Below are 25,375 nucleotides of genomic sequence, written 5' to 3' on the forward strand. Positions count from 1 at the left end.
CCTATCCTCGCGCTTGCCCGTCGCCTTGCGCGCGAACGGGCCAGGTCTTCACCCGGGGCACCCCACCGCGGAGGAGGGTTGCCGGCCAGCAAGCCGGGGCTACATGCTGGCACTCGTGACCTATAGGAAGAGTGTAGGAAAAACAGGGCCGATCTGGCGAAGAATATGACACCACTGTGACGGTTTGGGGTCACATCCTTCGAGAATGAGCACTTTGTAGCACCGCCCTGCGAATATCCTGCGGCGCGGGGCGGTGCTCCAAAATGTTGGTGGAGATGAGATCCGGCAGCTCGCTAGGCGCCCTTGGCTGCCCGGAAGCCCGCTTCAAGGTCGGCGATGATGTCGTCCACGTGCTCGATGCCCACGGACAGGCGCACCAGGCCCGGATTGACGCCGGCAACCTCCTGCTGCTCGGCGGTCAACTGGCTGTGCGTGGTGGAGGCGGGGTGGATGACCAGCGAACGGACGTCGCCGATATTGGCCACGTGGGAGTGAAGCTCCAGCCCGTCCACAAAGCGCTTGCCGGCCTCAACGCCACCCTTGATGTTGAATGCGACGATGGCGCCGGTGCCGTTGGGGCCGTACTTCTTGCCGCGCTGGTACCACGGACTGGACGGCAGTCCTGCGTAGGCGACCGATTCGACGTCGTCGTGGGCTTCAAGCCACTCGGCCACCTTGGTGGCGTTGGCGACGTGGCGTTCCACGCGCAGGCTCAAGGTCTCCAGGCCCTGGGCGATCAGGAAGGCGTTGAAAGGCGCGACGGCGGAGCCCAGGTCCCGGAGCAACTGGACACGGGCCTTGAGGATGTAGGAGAGGTTTGCGCCGAGCGCACCGTCCTTGCCGAGGTCGCGGGCATAGACCAGGCCGTTGTAGCTGGGATCGGGGGTGTTGAAGCCCGGGAAGCGTTCAGGGTCCTTGCCGAAGTCGAAGTTGCCTGAGTCGACGATCACCCCGGCAATTGCCGAGCCGTGTCCGCCGAGGTATTTGGTGGCGGAGTGCACCACGATGTCGGCGCCCCATTCGATGGGACGGATCAGGTAGGGCGTGGACAGCGTGTTGTCGACGATCAGGGGCACACCGGCCTGGTGCGCAACCCCTGCGATACCTTCGATGTCCAGCACGTCCTGGCGCGGGTTGGAGACGACTTCACCGAAGAGGAGCTTGGTGTTCGGCTGCACGGCGTCACGCCACTGGTCAAGGTTGTCCGGGTCCGCCACGAAGGTGACCGAAATGCCGAACTTCTTCAGCGTGTGCGCGAGCAGGTTGTAGGTACCGCCGTACAGGCTTGGGCTAGCCACAATGTGGTCGCCGGCCTCCGCGATGTTCAGGATGGCGAAGGTCTCCGCCGCTTGCCCGGAGCTGAGCAGGAGTGCTCCGAGGCCACCTTCAAGGCTGGCGACCCGCTGCTCCACTGCGTCCTGCGTGGGATTGCCGATTCGGGTGTAGATCGGTGCGAGCTCGGCCAGCGCGAAGCGGTTGGCTGCGCTCTCGGCACTGGGGAACACGAAGGACGTGGTCTGGTAGATCGGCAGCGAGCGCGCTCCCGTAGCGGCGTCAGGCTCCTGGCCTGCGTGGATCTGGCGGGTTTCGAAAGACCATCCTTGGGACATGGAGTTCTCCTGTTCGTGGCACATGGGTTCAAGCGAATGTATGGAGTGGTGTGAACTGGGGCCAGTCTAGGAACACCCTGCGGGCCTTGGACAGCTTTGTGACGCTGGCGGAATGATTCGGTCCCACTGCGTACGTTTGTGACGCTGCCGCACCCCTGCCAGTAACATCCCATGTTAGTTAGGCATGGCTTAGCTGAGACACCGATCACAAAGTGCCAAGATGATGCCATGCGCATGGATCACGTCTCTTACGCCTGTGAACGAGATGGCCTTCTGGCCACTACCGAACGAATTTCCGCGGCATTGGGAGTGGACGCAGTCCGGGGCGGAGTGCACCCGCGCTTCGGCACCCGGAATATGATCATTCCCCTCGCGGATAACAAGTACCTGGAGGTTGTGGAGGTCCTGGACCACCCGGCTTCCGATAAAGCCCCCTTTGGCCAGGCAGTCCGTGCACGCTCGGCTGCCGGTGGTGGCTGGATGGGCTGGTGCGTCGCCGTTGACGACCTCGCCCCCTTCGAAGAGCGCCTTGGCCGCGCGGCCGTACCCGGCAACCGGAAGTTCCCCGACGGCCGCGAACTGGTGTGGCAGCAGATCGGAATTCTTGGCCTGATCGCCGATCCCCAGGTGCCCTACCTCCTCAAGTGGGAGGGCGACCCTACCCTGCATCCTTCAAAGGTCTACGAGAGTGACGTGAAGATGTCCAGCCTCACCATTGCGGGCTCGGCGGAACGCGTGACCGAGTGGTTGGGCGAACCGGTGGAAAAGCCGCTGGAGGATGTAGCAGTCCAGTGGATCGCACCGCGGGGTACTCCGGGAATCATGGCTGTTACTTTCGAAACAGCCTCCGGAGCCGTCACCATCTGACCGTTCCACAAAGCTTCGGCCGCCATCAGCGGGTGCCAATGACGTCACCCACCGATGGCGGCCGGATATTTTTAAGGGCCGCCTACCCCAGGCCCACTGCCTTCCCGAACAGGCTGAAACCAACGAAAGCCACGATGTCCAGCAACGCGTGGGCTATCACCAGGGGCATCACCCGCTTGGTTTTGGTGTAGATCCAGGCAAAGACCAAGCCCATCACGACGTTGCCAATGAATGGCCCAAAGCCTTGGTACAGGTGGTAACTCCCCCGCAGTACTGCACTGACACCGATGGCCACTGGGGTGCTCCACCCGAATTTACCGAAGCGGTCCATCAGGTACCCCACCACAATCACTTCCTCCACGATCCCGTGCCGGATCGCGGACAGGATCAGCACGGGGACCGTCCACCAGTACGCGTCCAGGCCACTGGGCACGATCGCCGTCGTGATGCCCAGGGCCCTGCCGGCCGCGTAAAGGCCCAATGATGGGATGCCGATGGCTGCTGCCAGTCCCAGGCCGTGGAGCAGGTCCTTGCCCGGTCGGGCGAAATTGAACCCCAGCCGGGCGAACGCCGATCCGTTGTCGCCGTTCCGGTTTGCCTGGACCTGCGTGGACAGGAAGTAGAACACCAGGGCCACGGGCACCAGGGCGAACACGATGTCCAGCAACTGGTACGTGAGGTCGAAGTATTCGCGGGTGCTTTGGGATCTGTTCAGCGTCGACGTCGCATCCGCCAACGGCGCCCGCGTCATCTTGTCCAGCAGTTGGACCACCGAATAGACGGCCGACTGGCCCAGGGACAGACCAAGGACGATCAGCACTTCGGCGCGAAGCCGGCGTCGGGAAGCAAGGAACATGTACCTATTTTGCCTGCAGTTCCTGCCACTTTGCCGGGAACCGCCGCCCTATGCTTGGTGGGATGGGTGCCCCTGAGCGAATTTTCATGATCCGGCACGGCCAATCCGCCGCGAATGCCGACACGTCCATTTACAACCGCGTACCGGACTATCGGATCCCCTTGACGGACCAAGGGGTGGAGCAGGCACGGATTGCCGGTGACGATCTTCGCCGGAAGCTCGACGGAGAGCAGGTCTGCGTGTACGTGTCACCGTATTTGCGCGCCTACCAGACACTCGAGGCGATGAACCTTGGGTCCCTGGTGGAGCGCGTGATCGAGGAGCCACGGCTGCGCGAACAGGACTGGGCCAACTTCCAGATAGCCGGGGACATCGAGGACCAAAAGGAACTGCGCAACCTCTATGGCCATTTCTTTTATCGCTTCCGCGAGGGCGAGTCAGGCTCGGACGTGTACGACCGCGTGTCCTCGTTCATGGAGACGCTCTACCGCCACTGGCAAAAGCCCACATATGTACCGAACACGCTGCTGGTGACACACGGCCTGACCATGCGCCTGTTCTGCATGCGCTGGTTCCACTGGACGGTGGAGTACTTCGAGTCGCTAAACAACCCGGAAAACGCCGCGTTACGCACGCTGATCAAGGACGACGGCGACCAGTACCGTTTGGACCTGCCGTTCACCCAGTGGGTGCCCAGGGACGTGGACGATTCAGTGCTCCACGCGCCGAGGATGCGGTTCTAGGAGCAAACCCTAGCTGGCAGGCGCAACGATGACTTCGGTGCCCTTGGCCTCGAATGCGGCCTTGTCCTCGGCGCTGATGCCCGAGTCGGTGATGAGGTGCCGGAAGTCGTAGCCGGACATGGCGGCAAAGGAGCGCCGGCCCACTTTGGAGGAGTCTGCCACGACGTAAGACTCCGTGGCCCGGCGTGCCATCACTGTGTTGACCATGGCTTCGCCTTCGTCGGTGATAGTGGGGCCGAGGTCCGGGTCCACGCCGTTGACGCCGATGAAGGCTATGTCCAGGGCGACTTTCTGCATGATGACATCCGTGTAGGGGCCCACGAGTTCGTAGGACCGGGGATTCAGGATGCCTCCGGTGACCATGATCTTGATGTTGGGCCGGACGGCCAGTTGCGAGGCGATGTTGATGGCGTTGGTCACCACGGTCAACGTAGGCCTGTTTGACGGCGCGTTGAGGTCCTCGCGGGTGGAGAGAAGCTGGGCCAGGGCCGTGTTGGTGGTACCGCCGCTGAGCCCGATCACGGCACCGGGTCGGATCAACGACGACGCGGCCACCGCGATTTCCTGCTTCGCCTCGGCGTGGTCGTCCCGGTTGTATCGCCCGGGGAGGTCGTAGGCAACGGACCCGGTGGTGGCGCCGCCCCTGGTCCGGCTGAGCAACCTTTGCTTGGCGAGGCTGTCGAGATCCCGGCGGGCCGTGGCAGGCGACACGCCCAAACGCGTCACGATGTCCTCGACTTCCACATGGCCGGACTCGGCCAGGAGGTCAAGGATGGCGGTCAGCCGATCGGTGCGGGTCATGACGAGCCTTTCGCGGGTTCCTTGCTATTTCGCTTTGGCGAACAGCGTCAGCATACGTGCGGACTCCAGCACCAGGGCATCCCGGCCGGCCTTGATGTACTTCCGGGAATCCACCACTGCAGGGTTGGCATCGAGGTACTCACGGACGGCGCGGGTAAAGAACCCGTTCAAATGTGTGGATACGTTGATTTTAGTCATACCTGCGGCGATAGCAGCTACGAGCACCTCGTCTGTGACGCCGGAGGAGCCGTGGAGGACCAGTGGTTTGCCCACCGCGGACTTCAATCGGGAGATCAGGTGCAGGTCCAGGGCGGCACTGCGTTCGGTCATGGCGTGGGATGAGCCAACAGCCACCGCGAGGGCGTCCACGCCCGTAGCTTCGACGAAAGCCTGGGCTTCTGCGGGGTCCGTTCGGACGCCAGGGGCGTGGGCTCCGTCCTTGCCTCCCACCTTGCCGAGCTCGGCCTCAACGTAGACGCCCTGTTCGTGGGCGTATTTGGCCACCCGCTGAGTGACTTCGACGTTCCACTCGTAGGGCAGGTGCGCGCCGTCGTACATCACCGAACCGAAGCCAAGATCGACGGCGGCGAGCGCGAGGTCCTCGGACTCGGCGTGGTCCAGGTGGAGGGCAACGGGAACAGCGGCGGAACGGGCGATCGCGAGGGCGGCCGAGGCGATGGGCTCCAACCCACCGTGATACTTCGCACAGTTTTCGGAAATCTGCAGGATGAGCGGGACGCCTGCGGCTTCGGCGCCGGCAACCAGGCCCTCGGCTGTCTCTATGTGGATGATGTTGAACGCGCCTTGGCCCGTGCCGTTGGCTGCGGCTGTGTCCATCAGCTCCCGTGTGTTGACCAGGGTCACCGGGTCTCCTTCCATGTCACGATCAGTTGGTCTTGAAGTTCCTGGTAGCGCGGCGAAATTTCGCCCGCTGCGGGCATGAGCACCGCCGCGGCGGACCAGGCGGTGGCCCGCCGGAGGATTTCGCGTGGTTCGGTGACGCCTTCGGCGAGTGCGACGGCGGCAGCTGCCACACCGGCGTCGCCCGCCCCTGTGGGGTTGCCGCTGAGCGCCTCCGGCAAGCGGGCGCTCCAGTAGCCGCCCGGGGCGGCGTGGTCGAAGGCGAGCATGCCGTCCGCGCCGGCACTGACCAGCACCGTGCGGGCCCCCATGGCAATCAGTGACAGCGCAGCTGCCTCGAGGCTGGACTCGCCGGTGGCCTCGGCAAGTTCATGGTGATTCGGTTTGAGGATGTCGGCGCCTGCTTTGGCGGCGGCGATGATCCCGGGACCGGAAGTGTCGATGATGGCTGGTATGCCGGCGTCGTGGGCCAACCGCACCAGTTCCGGGTAGAAATCCGCAGGTGCGCCCGGCGGCAAGCTGCCCGAGCCGACCAGGACGGAGGCCGGAAGGTTTCGGTTACCGCTCACGGCTTCCACCACGGCGATCCGGAGCGAGCGCCAATCGTCGGGCAGCAGCGCCTGCCCTTCCTCATTGAAGATGGACGTTTCTCCGGCGACGGTGTCCACCAGTGCAATGCTTCGCCGCGTCTCAGCGGCAACTCCCACCAGGGTGTGCGGTACCCCGCTGGTCCATAGTTCGGCGGCGAGGGTCTGCCCCGCCGCACCCCCGGTCGGGGCAATCGCGAGCACCGGATATCCCAGCTGGTGGGTGACGCGGGCGACGTTGATGCCCTTGCCTCCGGCCCGGCTCAAGGGGGTTGGGACGCGGTGGCTGGAACCTTCGGTGATCCCCTGGACGGTGTAGGTCATGTCGATGGCCGGGTTGGGGGTGACGGTAATAATGCGGTTCACGGCAGCGCGATTCACTGTTTGCCTCCCAAGAGCGCCCGGGCGTTCAAAGCCGCACCCAACAGGCCCGCGTCCTGTCCCAATTGGGCACGGATCAGTTGTGGACGTCGCTGGAAATCGAGGATGTGGTCAACCCTGGCGCGGAGGGGCTCCAGGAGCTCCTCACCGGCTTCCGCGAGCCCACCGCCGATCACGACGGCTTCGGTACCAATGATGTTGACGCATTGACAGATGGTGAAGGCGAGGGCGTCCACGGCGTCGGCCCAGATACGGGCTGCGAGCGCGTCGCCCGCGTTCGCCCGGAGCAGTACACCGTGTGCCCCGTTCACCCTGTTTCCCGAGGCGCGGTGGTAACGCTTGGCGATGGCCCCGGCCGAGCCGACGGCTTCGAGGATAGTGGAGCCCGCGCCGCCGGCGGAGGCGTCAGGGTCCGGGACCTGGGCATGGCCCAGCTCTCCTGCGAAGCCGCCCGCTGTCACGGGCTTTCCCCCCGAGAAGACGGCAGCGGCGATGCCTGTGCCTACCACCATCACCACAACGTCGTTGAACTCCCTGGACCCACCCAGGCTGTGTTCCACGGCAGCGGCGGATCGGACATCGTGGTCGAATGCAACGGGGATGCCCAGCCGCTTCTCCGCTTCGGCAGTGAAGGGGAAGTCGCGCCAGCCAAGGTTGGCGGAGTAGACACCAACCCCGGCCACGGAGTCGACGATGCCCGGAACGATGATCCCGGCGGCCCGCGCGGGCGATCCCGGGAACTCGGAAGCCAACTCGGCAGCAAGCTCCGCGAGCCGGTCCAGCACTGCCTCCCCCGGCCGGGAAGAGTCCAACGGCGTAGGGACACGGCGCATGCCCAGGACATTTCCCCGGGCATCCACCAAACCCGCTTTGATATCGGTTCCGCCAACGTCAAAGGACAGGACGGGTGATTCTGCGGCTCCGAGAACCATGACGGGTGCCTAGGCTGAGGCGTCGAGAATGACGGAGCGTGTCAGGTTGCGGGGCAGATCCGGATTGAGTCCACGGACGCGTGCACGCTCAAGGGTTACTTTGTGTACGCGGGCCAGTTCGGCCAGGGGGTGCTTGCCTGTGTGGACGTAAAGGGCGCCGGTCACTGCCATGTCGTTGTCGAGACCTTCAGGCTGGGCACCGAACAACCAGGTGACGCGGCCGGGTGCAGCAATGGAAATGGGGCCGTGGCGGTATTCCATGGCGGGGTAGGACTCGGTCCAGCCCTGGACTGCCTCGCGCATTTTCAAGCCTGCCTCGTGGGCAAGGCCCACCGTCCAGCCGGTGCCAAGGAAGGTGAACTGCTCCGCGTCCAGCAGTTCCTGGGAGACGGGGGCGCTGACTGCGTCCCGGGCGTCCTCGATGGCCTGCTGCACGTTGATTTCGAGGCTGCTGAGCAGGTAGACCAAAGCCGTGGTGGCGAACCGGGTCTGGACGACGGAACGCTCATCGGCGTATTGCAGGCCAATCACAGCGTCTGCCAGCTCGATGATCGGAGACGTGGTGTCACCAATGATCGCGACGGTGGGGACGATCCCCTTCAACTCGGCCAGGATCTCAAGTACCTCGGTGGTGGTGCCGGAGCGCGTAATGGCCACAACGGCGTCGTACTGGCGATCTGCGCTGTTGTGGTTCAGGAAAGCCTCGGAGGCGGCGAATGCATCGGTGACGCCTTTACCGGCGGATTCGCGGGCGGCCGCGTAGCTCTGGGCCATGAACCAGGACGTTCCACAGCCGATGACGGCGATGCGCTTGCCATCGGCGGGGAGCAGCTGCTCCGACCCCGCCTGCTCAACAGCGCGCTGCCAAACGTCCGGCTGGGAAACCAGCTCTTCCTCCATGAAGGCGCCCAGTGTGTTCTCGCTCATCGTTGTTCCCGTTCCCGCTCAAGTTAATGACGTTTTCTGATCTATAGAAACACTAAACGATCATTTTCGATCTCACAAGGATCATCAAGCAGAGAAGACTGCGCATTATCCGCGCATGACTACGATGCGCGCGGAACGAACAAAACCGTGTGCCTTGATGTGCTTTTTAGTTAACTACCTGTTAACTCTTGTCAACTTCTGTCCGATGAAGCAGTCTTATTGTGGTCCGCAAGAACATGACTGTTACTAGCTCGGAATAATCAAGAAGGAGCATCATGCCCCGCTTGTCATCCCCCAGACGGCTCGCCTCGCTGAGCTTGGCGTGCGTCGTCGCCTCATCATCGCTGGGCCTGCTGGCCCTCCCACCCGCAGCGGCCTCCTCCGCCACCCAACCCGCGGAGACCATCAGCCCCACCGACACCACCACCATCTCCTCCGGGCAGCTCCGGGTGGACGTTGCCACCAATTTCCCGCAGGTCCTCGCCTACACCGACACCACTACCCGGGCCCGGCTGGACGGGACCACCGCCCGGCTCACCACCGTCACTATCAACGGCACGGAATACACGGTCACTGGTACGTCCGCCGCCTCGGGGAAAGATGCGCGGGACTACGTCCTCACCGTTCCGGAATTCGGCAACGCTGTCATCAAGGCGCGACTCTCGGTGAAGAAGAACGTGGTCTCGTTCAACGTCACGGAGATCAAGGACACGGCGGAGTACCAAGTGAAAACCCTGCAACTCCCCCGATTGAACCTGGTGACCGTCGGCTCCACGCAGCCGGGCGCCCAGGTGTCCACGGCCAACCTCTCCGTGGACCGGAGCACCACGGGCGACGAGTTCACCCCGATCACCGCCTCGACGCCCCTGGATGCTGTTGCCAAGAGCTCCGCCTACGCACTGGCCAACACCGCGTCCCTGGGCGCCGCGGTTGAATCCAACGCCCTCTACGACACATCCTCCGGGCCGGGCGCCAAAGATCGCGGACGCTTCTGGCGCCAAGCTGTGAGCGACGGTGCCGGCGGGGTTTCCATGGGCTTGGCGAGTGGCCAATGGCTCTACCGGGCCGAAGGCTCCGACAGTACCGAGGAACTCCCGTGGACCCGGGTGGCGATCACAGCCGACGCCAACGCGGACGGTGGCGTGGACTGGCAGGACGCGGCCATCGCCATGAGGTCCATCCAAGTCAGTCCCAACAAAGGCGAACAGACGCCGGACAACGTGATCACCCACATCCCCTTCAACTTTGCCTCCCAGGCGACCCACCCGTTCCTCCGCACCCTCGACGACGTCAAACGCATCTCCCTGGCAACGGACGGGCTGGGGCAGGTGGCGATGCTCAAGGGCTACACCAGCGAGGGCCACGACTCGGCCAACACGGACTACGGCAACAACTTCAACACCCGCGCCGGTGGGCTCGAAGACCTCAACAAGCTGGTCAAGGAAGGCAAGGACTGGAACGCCAGCTTCGGTGTCCACATCAATGCCACTGAGATCTACCCCGAAGCGAAGTCCTTCAGCGAAGACCTCCTGAGGGCGGACAAGGGCCTCGGCTGGAACTGGCTGGACCAGTCGTACTACATCAACCAGCGCCAGGACATCAACTCCGGCAAGCTCGCCCAACGCATCAAGGAACTGCGCGAAGCCACCGATAAGAACCTGGACTTCGTGTACGTGGACGTCTATTACGAGTTCGGCTGGCTCGCCGAACGCCTGCAGCAGGAGCTCGTCAAGAACGGCTTCCGGGTGGGCTCCGAATGGGCAGACCACCTCTCCAGGAACAACACCTGGTCCCACTGGGCCAACGACGAAAAGTACGGCGGTTCCACCAACAAGGGAATCAACTCCCAAATCCTGCGCTTCATCAACAACACCCAATCAGATGTCTGGAACCCGGACCCCAAGCTTGGGGTCAGCCACATTGTGGAGTTCGAAGGGTGGACCGGCCAGAACGACTTCAATGCGTTCAGCGAGAACGTGTGGACGGCTAACCTGCCGGCCAAATTCCTGCAGCACCACCCGATCACCAAGTGGACGGCCGACCGGATCGACCTTGCCGATGGCGTGGCCGTGACCGGAAACACCGCTGCCGAGCGCAACATCACCGTCGGTGGGGCATCGGTCCTCCAGGGCGGAACGTACCTGCTTCCGTGGTCCTCCAAGGAAGACGGCAAGGCTGACAAGCTGTACCACTACAACCCGGCCGGCGGGGCCAGCACGTGGACCCTGACCAAGGAGTTCGCCAAGTCCGGCACGCTTGAACTGTTCAAACTGACCGACAACGGCCGCGTCAAAGTGTCTGACGTGCCAGTGGTCAACGGCCAAGTCACCATCACCTCCGCAGCCAAGCAGCCCTACGTCCTCACAGCCAAGGACAACGCACTCCCCAAGAAGGCGGACTTCGGCGAAGGCACGGCTTTCAACGATCCCGGTTTCAACAGCACGGACCTCACACCGTGGAAGCCCACCGGCAACGTCACGCAGGTCCGCGACGACAAAGGGCGCCGCTACGCCCAACTGGGTGCGACGCCGTCGTCGATCAGCCAGGAAGTGAAGCTCGACGCCGGAACCCAGTCCGTCAGCGCATGGGTGGAAATCCAACCCGGTAAGGCCCGGCCCACCACTCTCACCGTAGACATCGACGGTACAAGCGAAAGCGTCACCATCGACTCGTCGAACGCCGAAAACTATGTGGCCGGGGACGAAAAGCACGGGACGGCATTCCAGCGCGTCCGGGTCTTGGTTGATGTGCCGCGGAACGACACCAAAGCCACCGTCAGCGTCAAGGCGGCCGACGGCGATGCCACAGTGCGCGTCGACGACTTCCGGGCGGTGAAAACCACCCGGGTGGCCACAACAGGCGTGCTCAGCGAGGACTTCGAAAACGTAGACCAAGGCTGGGGACCGTTCGTGAAGGGCGACGCCGGCGGCTCCACGGACCCGCGCACGCACATCACCGAACGCCGCGAACCCTTCACCCAAAAGGGCTGGAACACGAACGTGATCGACGAAGTGCTGGGCGGTAACTGGTCACTGATTGCCCATGACGAAAACCTTGGCCCGAACGGCGGACCGGGCATGGTGTACCGCACCACCGAGGCAACCCAGCCGTTCCAGGCCGGCCACAAGTACAAGGTGTCGTTCGACTACCAGAACTCCAAGGCCGGACAGTACGCCTGGGTTTCGGGCTACGACTCGCAGGCCGGCCCGGCAGTGACGGGAGGCCAGGCGATCGACGCCGCCACGTCCACCACCCGGTTCGAGCAAACCCTGGACACCGGCTTCTGCGGGGACTACTTCGTCGGCCTGCAGCGAACGGGCAGCTCCAACGGTTCGGACTTCACACTGGACAACCTCCTGGTGGAGGACCTCGGCGCTTCCGAAGCCGTCCCGGCCTGCGCGCAACTCTCGGCGGCACTTCAAGGCGATGTTGTCCAGCAAGGCAAGGCCCAGGACTTCGTCACCACCTTCGCCTCCGACGAACCAGCTCCCGTCAGCGGGGTGGCCGTCTCGCTCGTGCTGCCCGCCGGGTGGACGGCAACCCCGACCACTCCCGCAACGGCGGCAACCCTGCCCGCTGGCGGTACGCTGACCACCACCTGGAAGGTCACAGCACCGGCTTCGGCGGACGGCGACTACCCCATCACCGCGAGCGCCACGTATTCAACCACCACAGAGCCGGCGGGGAGCCGAACCCTCAGCACCACCACCACGGTCCGGACCTTGCCCAAACCTCCCCAGGCCACGGTGTACGCCAGCGACCATCCCTGGGTCAGCGCCACCAACGGTTGGGGCCCCGTGGAGAAGGACCAGTCCAACGGCGGCACCGGCACGGGCGACGGAACACCGCTTACGCTGAACGGCACCGTTTACGCCAAGGGGCTGGGTGCCCACGCCAACGGGAACGTCCGGTACTACCTTGGCGGATACTGCACTGCCTTCACGGCGACCGTAGGCATCGATGATGCACAAGCGACGCGGGGCAGCGTGAAGTTCTCCGTGGTGGCTGACGGCACCACCAAGGTCACTACCCCGGTGCTGGGAGCCACAAGTGCTCCCCTGCCGCTCACCGTGGACGTGACCGGCGCCCAGTACGTGGAACTGGTGGCCGACGACGCCGGCGATTCCAACGGCAACGACCATGCGGACTGGGCGGATGCCAAGTTCACCTGCTCCGCTACGGCGCAAGAACCGCCAGCCCCGGTCCTGACGGGCACCGTGTTCGCCTCCGACCTCCCCTGGATTGGCAGCAGCAACGGTTGGGGACCCGCGGAACGTGACCGGGCCAACGGTGAGCAGAACGCCGGTGACGGACCGGCACTGCGGCTCGACGGCGTCGTCTATCCCAAGGGCATTGGCGTCCACGCCGACTCGAAGATCAGCATCGCCACGGAGGCCAAATGCACCGTGTTCAAAGCCCTCGTGGGAGTGGACGACGCGAAGCTGAACAAGGGCCTGCACGGTTCGGTGGTCTTCATCGTCAAGGGTGATGGCCGCGAACTGCTCCGAACACCGGTCCTTAGCGCCGACTCGGCCGCACTTCCCCTCAACGTGGACATCACCGGTGTCCGGAACGTCGAGCTGATCGCCGACAGGAACGGCGACGATGCCGGAGACGACTGGGGTGACTGGGCGGACGCGAAGTTCAGCTGCGCCTAATCAGACGGCGCGTACGCCCGCCCGCCACACCGAGTGTGTCAGCGGGATACCGGGACGGTAGGCCAGGTGCGTGGCCGACGGCGCCTTGAGCATGTGCAGGTCGGCGCGATGACCGACGGCGAGGGAACCCACCGCCCGTTCGCCGTCGGCGTCGTTCCCTGACTCCCTGCCCAACGCCAAGGCGCCACCGTACGTCGCCGCACGGACGGCTTCGTGAACGCTCAGGTGCATCTGGAGCACGGCCGTGGTGACGCAGAACGCCATGGAGCTGGTGTAAGAGGTGCCGGGATTGCAGTTGGCCGCCAGCGCGATCTGCACGCCGGCGTCGATCAGCTCGCGACCGGGCGCCAAAGGTTGGCGGGTGGACAGGTCGCAGGCGGGCAGGCAGGTTGCCACGGTGCCCTTCGTCCCGCTCCCCGTCGCCGGATCCCAGCCGGCCCACGTTTCCGCGAGCGCCCTCACGTCCTTGTCGGAAAGGTAGTTGACGTGGTCGACGCTCGCAGCCGCGAACTCGACGGCCAAGGCAACACCGGGACCCTCGCCAAGCTGGTTGCCGTGCACTCGGAGCCCCAGACCGGCATCGCGGGCGGCAGTGAGGACACGGCGAGACTGGTCCTCGGTGAAGGCACCCCGCTCACAGAAAACATCGGCCCAGCGGACATACGGCAGGACGGCGTCGAGCATTGGACCGCAGACCAGGTCCGTGTACTCCTCAGGGTCGGAGCCTTTCGGGACCAAGTGCGCACCAAGATAGGTGACTTCATCCACTTCCGCTTTGGCGATGCGGGCACTCCGGGCCTCGTTTTCCACGTCCAGCCCGTAACCGGTCTTGCTTTCAAGGTAGGTGGTGCCTTGGGAGACTGCCTCGGCCACGCGGTCCCGCACGAGGCGGGTCAGTTCGTCGTCGCTGGCTGCTCGGGTGGCCCCGGTGGTGACGGCAATTCCGCCGGCGCTGTAGCTTTCGCCGGCCATGCGGGCCTCGAACTCGGCAGTGCGATCACCTGCGAAGACCAGGTGCGAGTGCGAATCCACCCAGCCGGGCAAGACGGCCCGGCCCTCGGCGTCGATTTTTTCATCGGCAGATGGGGCGTCTGCGCTGGACCCCATCCATGCGATGCGCTCACCTTCGAAGACGATGGCCGCGTCTTTGAGGACCCGGTGCTCAAGGTCCTGGGTCATCAGCTCGCCGATGTTGGTGATGAGTGTGCTGCCGGTGTTCCCGTTCCTGATTCCGCTCATGACCCTATTGTTCAGCGCCGGATGGACCAGCGTACTGCTGCGAGCTGCTCCGCTGTCCGGGATTCCGGACTGTCGGCTTCGATTTCGCCGAGGATCAGGGCCGCTGCCAGCTCGGCAATGGCTGACGATGTCTGGAAACCGTAGCCGCCCTGTCCGGCCAGCCAGAAGAAGCCCGGCGCTTCGGCGTCGAATCCCACTACCGGAATTCCGTCCGCGGCTTCGGTCCTCAGCCCTGTCCAGGCGCGGTCCACGGAACGGATTCCCAGTGACGTCACAGCGTTGAGCTTGCTGATCAGCGCCTCAACGTCGCCCGGGTACGGCTTGGCATCTTCGGCGCCGCTCGGCACCGTTTCCGACGGCGAAATCAGCACCTGATTGCCTTCGGCGCGGAAGTAGAACGTGTCGTCAGCGGCGCAGACCATCGGCGTTTCGGGCGTCAGCGGATTCTCGACGTTCACGATTGCCGCGGTCCGACGGTACGGCTGAAGACCCAGCTTCTCCACACCGCTGATGACGGCCAACTCGTCCGCCCACGCACCGGCCGCATTAACCACGACGCCGGACTGGAACCCTTCGGTGCCTGCCCCCACTTGCCAGCCGCTCCCCAACCGCTGGGCCGAGTGCACCTTGGCTCCGGTGATGATGTCCACACCCGCCGCTTCCGCCGTCCGGCGGTGCTCCTCGAGCAGCAGGGGCGCGTTGCAGCCGAACGAGCCGTCATCCAGTCCCGCCGCAGTGAAGGAATCCGGAATGAGGGCCGGGCAGAGCTGCATGGCCTGATCGTGCGAAATCGGGTGCATGTTTCCGCTGGCTTCAGCCCGCACGGTCTCCCCGTCACCCACCAGCATGAAGCCTCGCGGCGTGAGGATCGGTTCGACTGCCTGCGCGTCCCGCTCAGCCAGCATCGCCAGTGTCCGGACGGTGAGGTCCTGCACCACGGCCGGGCCATAGCTGGGGATGAGTTGCCTGGCAGAACGCGAGGACGTGTGGAAAGCCAAGGACTGCTCTGCCTCAACCAGCGCCACAGTGCACTTGCCTGCGAGGGCCGCCGCCAAGGAAAGTCCCCCGATGCCGCCGCCAACGATTACCACGTCATAATTCGAAGCCATGGCTCCATCCTGTCAGACGGGATCCTCTCTCACATCCCACCCCCAAAACCCCAACGCTCTCTCACATCCCACCCCCCAAACCCCAACGCTCTCTCCTCTCTCATTCCTTAAGGACGCGAAAGAGGTGCGGGACGAACGGGTGCGACATGAGAGAGCATCGGCCCGAAGGGGGCGGGACGTGAGAGAGCATCGGCCCGAAGGGGGCGGAACGTGAGAGAGCATCGGCCCGAAGGGGGCGGAACGTGAGAGAGCATCGGCCCGAAGGGGGCGGGACGTGAGAGAGGGTTTTAGGCGACCGCAGCGCGACTCTTGACGAACGCCTGAACGCAAGCTTCGACGTCGTCCGCGCTGTGCGCAGCGGAAAGCTGCACGCGGATCCGGGCCACGCCCTTCGGCACTACGGGGAAGCTGAAAGCCGTGACGAACACTCCGTTGTTGAGCATCTCGTCAGCGACGCGGGCTGCAACCACGGCGTCGCCGAACATCACGGGGATGATGGCGTGTTCGCCGTCGAGGAGCTCGAAGCCTTCCTCGCTCATGCGGCGACGGAACAGGGCAGCGTTCTCGAAGAGGCGGGTGCGGAGTTCGCCGGATTCCTGGACCAGTTCGATCGCCTTGATGGTGGCCGCAACGATGGCCGGGGCAAGGGAGTTGGAGAACAGGTAGGGGCGCGCCTTCTGGCGGAGCATGGCGACGATCTCGCCGCGGCCGGAAACGTAGCCACCCGAGGCGCCGCCGAGGGCCTTGCCGAAAGTACCGGTGTAGATGTCAACGCGGGAGGAAACCCCTGCGTGCTCGGGGGTACCGGCGCCGGTAGGGCCCATGAAGCCAACTGCGTGGGAGTCGTCCACCATGACCAGGGCATCGTGCTTTTCGGCGAGGTCGCAGATGGCTTCGAGCGGTGCCAGGTAGCCGTCCATGGAGAAGACACCGTCGGTGACGATGATCTTGCGTCGCGATCCCGAAGCCTCAAGGAGCTTGGCCTCGAGGTCTGCCATGTCCTGGTTGGCGTAGCGGAAGCGCTTGGCCTTGCTCAGGCGGATGCCGTCGATGATGGAGGCGTGGTTCAGGGAGTCGGAGATGATGGCGTCCTCGGCACCGAACAGGGACTCGAACACGCCACCGTTGGCGTCGAAGCAGCTGGAGAACAGGATGGTGTCCTCGGTGCCCAGGAATGCGGAGACACGGGTTTCGAGTTCCAGGTGGAGGTCCTGGGTACCGCAAATGAAACGCACGGAAGCCATGCCGAAGCCGCGTTCGTCCATGGCGGATTTGGCGGCGGCGATGATGTCCGGGTGGTCGGCCAGGCCCAGGTAGTTGTTGGCGCAGAAGTTCAGGACCTTGTTGGCCGGCTTGCCGAGCTGGCCTGCGGCGATGTGGCTTGCCTGTGGGGAGTCGATGTGGCGTTCGGTTTTGAAGAGGCCGGCGCTGCGGATCTCGTCGAGTTCGCCCTGCAGTTGGTCTTTGATGGCTGAGTACATGGGTGCTCCTAAAGTTGAGGGGGTCCGGTGGGAGTTACAGTTCGGTCCAGTCGAGGACCACTTTGCCACCGGTGCCGTTGCGGGCAATTTCGAAGCCCTTTTCCCAGTCGGCTGCGGACAGCTTGTCGGTGACGACGGCGGAGATGCTGCGGTGCAGCACGGGGTTGGAGGACAGCATGGCGCTCATGGCGTACCAGGTTTCGAACATCTCGCGGCCGTAGATGCCCTTGAGGGTGAGCATGTGGGTGACAACCTTGCCCCAGTCGATGTCGATGGACTGGCTGGGAAGGCCGAGCATGGCGATGCGTCCGCCGTGGTTCATGTTGTCGATCATCTCAGGCAGTGCCGTGGGGTGTCCGGACATTTCCAGTCCAATGTCGAAGCCTTCACGCATGCCCAGTTCCTGCTGTGCGTCGCGGACCCGCATTTTGGACACGTCAACCGCGAGGTCCACGCCCATCTGCCGGGCGAGCTCCAGGCGGGGCGCGGAAACGTCGGTGATGGCGATCTTGCGTGCACCTGCGTGGCGGGCGACGGCGATGGCCATCAGTCCGATGGGTCCGGCGCCGGTGATGAGCACGTCTTCGCCGACCAGCGGGAAGCTCAGCGCGGTGTGCACGGCGTTGCCGAAGGGGTCGAAGATGGCGCCGAGTTCCGGGGTGACGGATTCGTCGTGGTGGACCCAAACGTTCGTTTCCGGAATGACGACGTACTCAGCAAACGCGCCATCGCGCTGCACGCCAACGGAGACGGTGTGGATGCACATCTGACGACGTCCTGCACGGCAGTTGCGGCAGATTCCGCAGACCACGTGGCCTTCGCCGGAAACCCTGTCCCCTACCTTAACGTCGCGGACGTCTTCGCCGATTTCGACCACTTCACCGTAGAACTCGTGACCGGCGATGAGCGGCGCCTCGATGATGCCCTGCGCCCAGGCGTCCCAGCTCTGGATATGGAGGTCGGTGCCGCAGATTCCGGTGGTCATGACCCGAATTTTCACGTCGCTGGGGCCAGCTTGGGGCTCGGGACGGTCGACGAGTTCAAACCCTGCATGGGGTCCGGATTTGTAGAGAGCCTTCATGGGATTCCTCACTGGCTTAGGGCTGCTTCGCTGCTGCTGAGTCCATTGAATCCCCGCCAACGATTTAGCACAACTAGATTCTTCTCAATCAACGATTTAGGATTTGCTAATGGAAATTCATCAGCTGCAGATGCTTCGCGAACTTGGGGACCTCGGCAGCGTCAAGGCCGTGGCCGAGACCCTCATGGTCACCCCCTCCGCCGTATCCCAACAGCTCGCGCTCCTCCAGAAATCGGTGGATGTCCCCTTGACCCGCAAGGAGGGCCGGGCCCTGGTGCTGACCGACGCCGGACGCGTGCTCGCCGAGGCGGGCGCCGCCGTCGTCAATGCCATGGCAGATGCGCGGGCCGCCATCGGCGCATACCACGACGCTCCGGACGCGCCTGTCAGCGTGAGCGCCTTTCACAGCGCGGGGCAGGCGCTGTTCGCGCCTCTGGCGGCGCTGCTGTCTACAGACAAAGCGTCCAATGGCGGTATCTCGCCGCGCCTGCGGCTGTCCGACGAGGACGTGGCCCAGGAGGATTTCCCGGGGTTGGCCGCGCGGTACGACCTGGTCCTGGCGCACCGGATGGACAACAGCCCGCAATGGCCCGAAGACAAGGTTGCGGTGATTCCGCTGGCGGATGAGCCGTTGGACATCGCGCTCCCGGCGCATCACCCCTTGGCGGCCCGGACCGAGTTGGAGCCCTCCGACGTCGTCGATGAAACCTGGGTGACCAGCCGCGATGGCTACTCCCCGGCGGACGTTTTGGCCGCCGTCGTGGCCGTGAGTGGTCGGCCCGCGGAGGTGCTGCACCGCATCAACGACTATTCGACCGTTGCAGCGCTGGTCTCGGCGGGTGGTGCGATCGGGCTGCTGCCGAGGTTCACGGCACGCCGCGTGCTGGACGCCGGCGTGGTGCTGCGCCCCCTGGCCGGAGTGAATTCCGTACGCAAGATCGACATCCTGGCCCGGCCTGAGGCACTCAAGCGAAAATCGGTCATGACGGTTTGCGAGTCACTTCAAACCGTCATGACCGAGCTCATCGAGCTATCCAGCCCCCACTAGGTCAGTCGCGGACCAAAGCGGGCTGACCGGCGTCGAAATACTCCACCAGTTCGGCAGGAAGCGGCGGCACCTCGCGCGCTGAACCGTCGCCGCGCAGGGATTCCGCAGCGAGGATTCCAGCCACAACGGCTTGCCGCGCGGCAATCGGACTGGTCTGTGTCTGCCCACCCTCGGAGGCAAACCGCAGGAATTCCTCGATCAGGCGCGGATCGGCACCACCGTGGCCGCCTTCGCCGTCCTTGATGGTGATGACCTCGTCCGGGGCCGCGTAACCGGAAGTCCTGCTGGTCCAGACGTTGATGGTCTCCCCCGGCCCATCGCCCAGGTTCTCGATCCGGCCCTTGGTGCCGATCACCGTGTAGTTCCGCCAGTAGTCGGGCGTGAAGTGGCACTGCTGGTAGGAGGCCAGCACGCCGTTGTCCAGCACCATGTTCATCATGGAAATGTCCTCGACGTCGATCACCTCCGCCAGGTCCTTCTGCTCCGTGGGCGGCCAGTTATCCATGGAGAACCAGTCGCCCATGCGCTTTCCGGCGTTGTCGCTCCGATTGGCCACGCCTCCGTAGACCGCAAGATCGCCGACGGCGGCAACCCGCTTGGTGTACCCGCCGGCCAGCCAGTGGATCACGTCAATGTCGTGCGCACCTTTTTGGAGCAACAGCGAAGTGACGTTGGTACGCTGCGCGTGCCAGTCCTTGAAGTAGTAGTCACCGCCGTGGCCCACGAAGTGCCGGCACCACACAGCCTTGACGTCACCGATCCTGCCGTCTTCAATGAGCTGGCGCATCTGGACCACCACCGGCATGTGGCGCATGTTGTGGCCGACGTAGAGCCGGGTGCCGGTGTCGTAAGCGGTCTTCAGAATCAGGTCCGCGGCCTCCACGGTGATGTCCAGCGGCTTCTCGCAGAAGGTGGGGATACCCGCCTTGAGCGTACGGACGGCGACGGCGGCGTGCTGGTTATCGGGGGTCAGGACCAGCACGGCGTCCAAGCCGCTGGCCAGCAGCTCCTCAAGATCATCCGTGATCCGTGCCGTGGGGATGCGCTCAGCAGCGTCTGCACGGCCGCGTTCGGAGAGGTCGCAAACGATGGTGACCTCAGAGCCTTGGCCCGGCTTGTGGGCATGCTTCCAAAGCCCCGACCGCAGGCCAAAACCTACGATGCCGACCTTCAAATCCTTTTCCATGGTGTGACATTTCCTTCTGCTGATTCTTAGTAAAGTCTGGTTGCGGCGCTGCGATGCGGCGCCGATTCACGCACGAACAAGTGCCAGGGGAAGTCCAGGACGCCCGGTCCTGTTGGGACGCCTCCGGCAGCGTCCCCGGACTGCGCTGTGGCGCGTCGTAGGAGCAGCCGGGCGAGCTTGTCGAAAAAGTCCACGGGACCAACAGTGCTCAGCGAGGGCGACATCCGCTCACCTTCCACCGTGTTGCCGACACCGATGATGTCAACGTCAGTGCCCACTGCCAGGCCCAGGCGTTGTGCGGCATTGATGGCGCTGACTGCGGCGTAATCCGTGGTGGCATAGATAGCCGTGGGCCGGTCCGGCAGGCTGAGCACCCGCGTTGCCGCAGCGTAGGCCCCGGCACTGGTGCCGTCGAACAGGCCCACGTAGTCTTCACGTTCAGCAATTCCGGCCGCTGTGAGCGCTTCGGCGTAAGCCCGGTACCGCGCCCCACCCGAGGTTCCCGCTGCCGTTGCTGGGGTCAGGCAGGCGATCTTCCGGTGGCCGTGGAGCAGGTGCTCCACGGCCATGCGGCAGCCGGGCCCCGCAATGGAACGGATAACGTCGAAGCCTTCCGCTTCCAATCCTTCGTCGAACACCACCAGGGTGGTCCCGTGCTCGGCGAGCTTACGAAGTTCATCCCGTTGGCCCTTGCTGACGGCGTCAACGAACACGGCGTCGGCGTTGTGCGTGCCAAGGACCTTCACCCAGTCCGCATCTCCGAGGATCATCGGGGTGATGCCCAGCGGGGCGGCTGCCTTCTGGACGGACTCAATGACGGACAGGGACCAAGGATCGGACAACATGGTCAGCGACAGGATCACCGTGTTGGTGCGGCCCGTCCGGATGGCACGGGCCGCCTGGTTGGGACGGTAGCCGAGCCGCTCCGCAGCGGCCTTGACCTTTTCCGCCGTCGGGTCCGAAACGCCTGGTCCGCCATCGCCGCGGCGACCGGACAGGACATAGGAAACCGTGGCCGTTGAGACGCCCGCCAATTCGGCCACCATACGGATGGTGGGTCGGACTCCGGTGCTGCTCGTTTTTGCCATGGTTCCCCCTGCTGGTGCGTGCTTGATTTCTTCGTTTATTGGTCTGAGGCTAGCTCCTGAACACCGGGGCGTTTGGGTCCAACGCGGCCTGGTACTCATCGCGCATCTTGTCACCGCCCTCGCTCTTCCAGCGCTTTACCGCGTCCTTGAGTTCATCGATCTTGGCGCGGCCGGTGATGATGTCCACCACTTTGTCGCGCAGTTGCTTGGTGATCTTGGCACCCACCTCGGCGTTGGTGTCCGAGTAGGAACCGTTGGTGGGGTTGCGCCACGCGAACTCGAGGAGCTTTTCTTCCTGCTTGCTGACGTACCGTGTGTCGTCGTCGAAGCCCGGGTTGAAGATGACGTTTTCCGGGCTGGACATGATATTCAATGCCGAAACCAGGCCGGGGGCGTTAGTGGTGCCGATTTCGGTGCGCGCCGGGTTGCCGGAGGCATCGATGGTGTAGTCCTGGCCGAGCTCGCCGAAGTTCTTTTGCATGTACTCCACGGTGCCGAACGGCGCCGACAGGTAGTTGATCAGCGCGAGGAGCTCGCGGATCTTGCCCTCCTCCGCCTTCTTGAACGGCGTGAAACCGACTGTTCCGTAGCCCATGTCGTAGACGGGCTTGACCTTGCCGTCGGCACTGAAGGGGATCAAGATGTCGAACTGGGCGTCCTTGTTCAGCGAGCGGTAGCTGCGGATGTCGTGCGGGCCCACCACAACCTGGGCTGCGACGCTTCCGTTGGCGACGCGCGAACGGATGTCGGTGGCTTTGGAGTCCGGGTAGAAGACGCCGGCGGCGAACATCTTGGCGGTGAACTCCACCCCGGCCAGGTATTCGTCGGTTTCGTAAAGGTGCGTGAGCGTACGGTCCTTGTTCACTGCCCAGCTATTCGGGGCGCCGAACCACTCCGTAACCATGTGGAGGGCGTTGATGTAGGCCGGCTCCAACGCGTACTTCTGCTCGCTTGGACGCGTCAGTTCCTTGGCCTTGTCCAGGAACTCATCAGCGCTGCCAGCCTCAAAGCCGCCCACCTGCTCCCACACAGCGTGGTTGCCCACGTAGACCTGGCCGAACGGGGTACTCGGGATGGGAGCTCCCCAGATCTTGCCATTCACGACGGCGGTCTTCCAGGAATCGGGCTTCAGGGCCGCGAGGTTGGGGTACTCAAGGACGGCGTCACCGGAGAGGTACGGCGTCAGGTCCTGGAACTTGGCTTCGAGCATGGGCCCGACGTTGGGGATGCCCTGGTTCGGCGGAACCCACATCATGTCGGGGAGGTCGTTGCTGGCAAGGACGGTGGCGAACTTCGCCGGGTAGCCGTCGCCGATGTCCTCGGCGATCTGCAGCTCCAGGTCGCCGCCTAGCTTGGCGTTGAGCCTTTGCCAGAACGGGTTGTCCTTCAGGCCCGGGCTCATGGTGTCGAACGTTTCGGTCAGCCCGGTCACTTTGCCCTTGAGTGGCGGCGTCTTCACGGACTGCACGGCGGTGGGCAGTTTGAAGTAGCCGGCCTGTAGGCCCTTGGCGTTGCCCGCAATATCCGGGGTGACGCCAGTAAATTCCTTATACGTGGGCAGTTTGACCGAAGCCGAGGCGGCGGCGCCTCCATTGCTCGCGGACCCGCCACCACCGCAGGCGGACAGGCCGACGGCGGTCACGGCCAGGCCTGCGAGGCCAAGGAAACCGCGGCGGCTGAATCCAGCCTGTGAGGTAGTGCTCGTCATGGCATAACCCTTTCTGGTTACTTGCTTCATGGTGTGTTGTGTCAGTTTTTTGGCGGGTCCGCGGGTGCGGTCAGCCCTTCACGGCGCCAGTGATGACGCCCTTGGCAAAGTGCTTTTGGAGGAACGGGTAAACCATCAGGATGGGGACCAGGGCAACCACCACCACGGCCATCTGGATGGACTGCGGTGGAGGCGTGGTGGTAATTCCGAGCTGATCTGCGGCACCACTGCCCTGGACCACGAAGTTGCGGAGCAACAACTGGATGGGCCACTTGGAGTGGTCGTTGATGTAGAGCAATGCGTTGAAGAAGGAGTTCCAGAAACCGACCGCGTAGAACAGCCCGACGACGGCAATCACGGCTTTGGACAGCGGCATGACGATCCGCCACAGGATCTGCCAGTCGTTGGCGCCGTCGATCCTGGCGCTTTCAATCAGTTCCCCGGGAATGTTCATGAAGAAGGACCGCATCACCACAAAGTTGAAGGCACCGAAGATGCCGGGAAGGATCAGGGACCACAGGGAGTCCAGCAATCCCAGCTGACGGATCATGAGGAAGGACGGAATCAGGCCCGGCGCGAAGAGCAGAGTGAACAGGACCGCGAGGATCACCGGCCGGCCGAAGAGGACAGTGCGGCTGGTGGCGTAGGCCATGGTGATGGTCACGAACAGCGCCAGGATGGTGCCCACTGCCGTGATCAGCATGCTCACACCCAGGGACTGCAGGACCATGGGGCCCTTGAAGATGGTGGCGTAGGCCTCCAATGTGGGCCGTTCGGGCCAGAGGACGAAGCCGCCTGCCTTGACGAGCTGTTCCGTATCCGCAAGGGACGTCGAAACCACCAACAAGATGGGGGTCAGGATGGAGATACTGAAGACGATCAGGACTACTGCTTTGACCGTTTGGTAGAGCGCGGAAGGCTTTTCCTTCCACACCGGGCGTTTGGGGTTGTACGTCAGTTCCCGGGGTTTCCTGGTGAAAAGTGTTGTTGCCATGGGTTCTCCTTGTGCGGCAGCTGCGCGGGCCAGTGGGCTCTCAGCGCGCTTGTTTTGCGAAGATTCCGTCTTCTCCGAAACGGTGGGCAAGTTTGTTGGCGCCGTAGATCAACAAGGCGCTGACCACACCCTTGGCGAGCCCGGCTGCTGCACCTGAGCTCCAGCCCCCGCCCACTACGCCGGTGTAGTAGGTAAAGGTGTCCAGCACTTCCGCAGCTCCGGCCCCGACGGCGTCCCGTTGCAGGATGAACTGCTCAAATCCGACGGACAGGATGTCGCCGATTCGCAGGATCAGGAGCAGGACGATCACGGGCCGGAGGCCGGGAAGGGTAATGTGCCACATCCGGCGCCAGCGGCCAGCACCATCTGCTGCGGCTGCTTCGTAGAGCGAGGCATCAATGCTGGCAAGGGCTGCCAGGAAGATGATCATGGCCCAGCCGGCGTCTTTCCAGATCATCTGGACCACCACCATGACCGGAAAAGTCTCGGGGTTGGTCATGAACGGAATCGGGTCAATGCCCCAGTCGCGGAGCAGGTTGTTGACGAATCCTGCACCACCGAGCATCTGTTGGAAGAACGCGATCACCAGCACCCAGGACAGGAAGTGCGGGAGGTAGGCGATGCTCTGGAAGATCTTGCGGACGCGGGTGCTGATCAGCGAGTCGACAATCAGCGCCAGTACCAAGGGCACCGGGAACAGGAAGACCAGTTGCCACGCCGCCAGATACAGGGTGTTCCAGAAGGCGTGGAGGAAGTCCGGGTTTCCGAACAGCTCCACGAAGTTCTGCCAGCCAACCCACAAGCTGTCACCGATGCCCAAGTAGGGCTGGTAGTCCTGGAACGCGATGACGTTGCCAAGGATGGGAATGTAGAAGAAGAGCAGCAGAAAGGCTACGCCCGGCACCATCATGAGGAGCATCTGCTTATCGCGTCGCAGGCGTGACCGGAAGCTTTGCTGCGGGGCCTTGGCCTTCCGCTTCTTTGGACCGGACCCCGGCGGCTTGCTGCCCGCCCTGGCCGGGACTCGGCGAGCTTCGGGCAATGCCGGAGCCTGTTCCGTCGTCGAGTTCATGCTGTCTCCTCAAGTGCTGAGCCAAAATCATCAGTGTGATTCAGGCCACGCTCGTTAACCGTTTAACAAACGATAAGTGACGCTTTGCCCTTTTGCAAGATCATGATCGAAACTGAGCGCAGAAATCAGTTTTCATCACTTTGTCG

Annotated in this window: 20 protein-coding genes and 1 riboswitch; of the genes, 4 read left to right on the top strand and 16 right to left on the bottom strand. The window is 63.8% G+C overall.

What is annotated here, in order from left to right:
* Positions 1 to 4: 4 nt before the first annotated feature.
* Positions 5 to 121: riboswitch (SAM riboswitch) on the bottom strand.
* 172 nt (positions 122 to 293) lie between these two features.
* Entirely contained in the window at positions 294 to 1,634 is a 1,341-nt protein-coding gene (locus tag AC5RU9_RS12925) for a bifunctional o-acetylhomoserine/o-acetylserine sulfhydrylase (protein ID WP_494016751.1), read from the bottom strand.
* Positions 1,635 to 1,838: 204 nt separating this feature from the next.
* Between AC5RU9_RS12925 and AC5RU9_RS12930 the strand changes: the two genes are divergently transcribed.
* Positions 1,839 to 2,477 (top strand): VOC family protein, encoded by a 639-nt coding sequence (locus AC5RU9_RS12930; RefSeq protein ID WP_211711634.1) that lies wholly within the window; start codon positions 1,839 to 1,841, stop codon positions 2,475 to 2,477.
* A gap of 82 nt (positions 2,478 to 2,559) precedes the next feature.
* Here the strand turns inward: AC5RU9_RS12930 and AC5RU9_RS12935 are convergent, their stop codons facing one another.
* Positions 2,560 to 3,333: a CPBP family intramembrane glutamic endopeptidase gene (locus tag AC5RU9_RS12935; protein WP_494016752.1), complete on the bottom strand. Its 774-nt coding sequence runs from the start codon at positions 3,331 to 3,333 to the stop codon at positions 2,560 to 2,562.
* A 62-nt stretch (positions 3,334 to 3,395) separates the two neighbouring features.
* On the opposite strand from AC5RU9_RS12935, the gene AC5RU9_RS12940 reads away from it, so the two are divergent.
* The gene (locus tag AC5RU9_RS12940; protein ID WP_494016753.1) at positions 3,396 to 4,076 is read left to right on the top strand and encodes a histidine phosphatase family protein; all 681 of its coding nucleotides are present in this window, start codon (positions 3,396 to 3,398) and stop codon (positions 4,074 to 4,076) included.
* A gap of 9 nt (positions 4,077 to 4,085) precedes the next feature.
* Here AC5RU9_RS12940 and AC5RU9_RS12945 read toward each other — a convergent pair whose 3' ends face one another.
* From AC5RU9_RS12945 to AC5RU9_RS12965, 5 genes are read right to left on the bottom strand one after another with little or no spacing between them, the layout of a single operon-like run.
* Complete coding sequence (locus tag AC5RU9_RS12945) at positions 4,086 to 4,877, bottom strand: DeoR/GlpR family DNA-binding transcription regulator (RefSeq protein WP_211711631.1); 792 nt, start codon at positions 4,875 to 4,877, stop codon at positions 4,086 to 4,088.
* Between the two features lie 24 nt (positions 4,878 to 4,901).
* Positions 4,902 to 5,756, bottom strand: a complete 855-nt coding sequence (locus AC5RU9_RS12950; protein ID WP_211711630.1) for a class II fructose-bisphosphate aldolase — start codon at positions 5,754 to 5,756, stop codon at positions 4,902 to 4,904.
* Positions 5,738 to 6,706, bottom strand: a complete 969-nt coding sequence (locus tag AC5RU9_RS12955; RefSeq protein ID WP_494016754.1) for a 1-phosphofructokinase family hexose kinase — start codon at positions 6,704 to 6,706, stop codon at positions 5,738 to 5,740. The genes AC5RU9_RS12950 and AC5RU9_RS12955 overlap by 19 nt, the downstream gene beginning before the upstream one ends.
* Positions 6,703 to 7,638: an ROK family protein gene (locus tag AC5RU9_RS12960; RefSeq protein WP_494016755.1), complete on the bottom strand. Its 936-nt coding sequence runs from the start codon at positions 7,636 to 7,638 to the stop codon at positions 6,703 to 6,705. The genes AC5RU9_RS12955 and AC5RU9_RS12960 overlap by 4 nt, the downstream gene beginning before the upstream one ends.
* Before the next feature lie 9 nt (positions 7,639 to 7,647).
* Positions 7,648 to 8,565, bottom strand: coding sequence for an SIS domain-containing protein (locus tag AC5RU9_RS12965; RefSeq protein ID WP_494016756.1), 918 nt, complete (start codon positions 8,563 to 8,565; stop codon positions 7,648 to 7,650).
* 275 nt (positions 8,566 to 8,840) lie between these two features.
* Here AC5RU9_RS12965 and AC5RU9_RS12970 point away from each other — a divergent pair, with 275 nt between their 5' ends.
* Positions 8,841 to 13,223, top strand: coding sequence for an endo-alpha-N-acetylgalactosaminidase family protein (locus AC5RU9_RS12970; RefSeq protein ID WP_494016757.1), 4,383 nt, complete (start codon positions 8,841 to 8,843; stop codon positions 13,221 to 13,223).
* Here the strand turns inward: AC5RU9_RS12970 and hutI are convergent, their stop codons facing one another.
* From hutI to tdh, 4 genes are all read right to left on the bottom strand, one after another.
* Positions 13,224 to 14,462: an imidazolonepropionase gene (hutI, locus tag AC5RU9_RS12975; RefSeq protein WP_494016758.1), complete on the bottom strand. Its 1,239-nt coding sequence runs from the start codon at positions 14,460 to 14,462 to the stop codon at positions 13,224 to 13,226. It abuts the gene before it with no gap.
* Positions 14,463 to 14,473: 11 nt separating this feature from the next.
* Positions 14,474 to 15,571 (bottom strand): NAD(P)/FAD-dependent oxidoreductase, encoded by a 1,098-nt coding sequence (locus tag AC5RU9_RS12980; protein ID WP_494016759.1) that lies wholly within the window; start codon positions 15,569 to 15,571, stop codon positions 14,474 to 14,476.
* 287 nt (positions 15,572 to 15,858) lie between these two features.
* Entirely contained in the window at positions 15,859 to 17,052 is a 1,194-nt protein-coding gene (locus tag AC5RU9_RS12985) for a glycine C-acetyltransferase (protein WP_494016760.1), read from the bottom strand.
* Between the two features lie 34 nt (positions 17,053 to 17,086).
* Entirely contained in the window at positions 17,087 to 18,133 is a 1,047-nt protein-coding gene (tdh, locus tag AC5RU9_RS12990; protein WP_211711119.1) for an L-threonine 3-dehydrogenase, read from the bottom strand.
* A gap of 109 nt (positions 18,134 to 18,242) precedes the next feature.
* On the opposite strand from tdh, the gene AC5RU9_RS12995 reads away from it, so the two are divergent.
* Positions 18,243 to 19,181: a LysR family transcriptional regulator gene (locus AC5RU9_RS12995; RefSeq protein WP_494016761.1), complete on the top strand. Its 939-nt coding sequence runs from the start codon at positions 18,243 to 18,245 to the stop codon at positions 19,179 to 19,181.
* Position 19,182: 1 nt separating this feature from the next.
* Here the strand turns inward: AC5RU9_RS12995 and AC5RU9_RS13000 are convergent, their stop codons facing one another.
* From AC5RU9_RS13000 to AC5RU9_RS13020, 5 genes are all read right to left on the bottom strand, one after another.
* Entirely contained in the window at positions 19,183 to 20,367 is a 1,185-nt protein-coding gene (locus tag AC5RU9_RS13000; RefSeq protein ID WP_494016762.1) for a Gfo/Idh/MocA family protein, read from the bottom strand.
* A gap of 26 nt (positions 20,368 to 20,393) precedes the next feature.
* Entirely contained in the window at positions 20,394 to 21,455 is a 1,062-nt protein-coding gene (locus tag AC5RU9_RS13005) for a LacI family DNA-binding transcriptional regulator (protein ID WP_494016763.1), read from the bottom strand.
* Positions 21,456 to 21,504: 49 nt separating this feature from the next.
* A complete protein-coding gene (locus AC5RU9_RS13010; protein ID WP_494016764.1) occupies positions 21,505 to 23,163 on the bottom strand; it encodes a type 2 periplasmic-binding domain-containing protein in 1,659 nt (552 codons plus the stop codon).
* A 70-nt stretch (positions 23,164 to 23,233) separates the two neighbouring features.
* Entirely contained in the window at positions 23,234 to 24,157 is a 924-nt protein-coding gene (locus AC5RU9_RS13015) for a carbohydrate ABC transporter permease (protein ID WP_211711124.1), read from the bottom strand.
* Positions 24,158 to 24,197: 40 nt separating this feature from the next.
* On the bottom strand, positions 24,198 to 25,229 hold the full coding sequence (locus AC5RU9_RS13020; RefSeq protein WP_494016765.1) for an ABC transporter permease: 1,032 nt from the start codon (positions 25,227 to 25,229) through the stop codon (positions 24,198 to 24,200).
* Positions 25,230 to 25,375 lie beyond the last annotated feature (146 nt).

This window comes from Arthrobacter sp. B0316-5-4 (genome assembly GCF_059090325.1).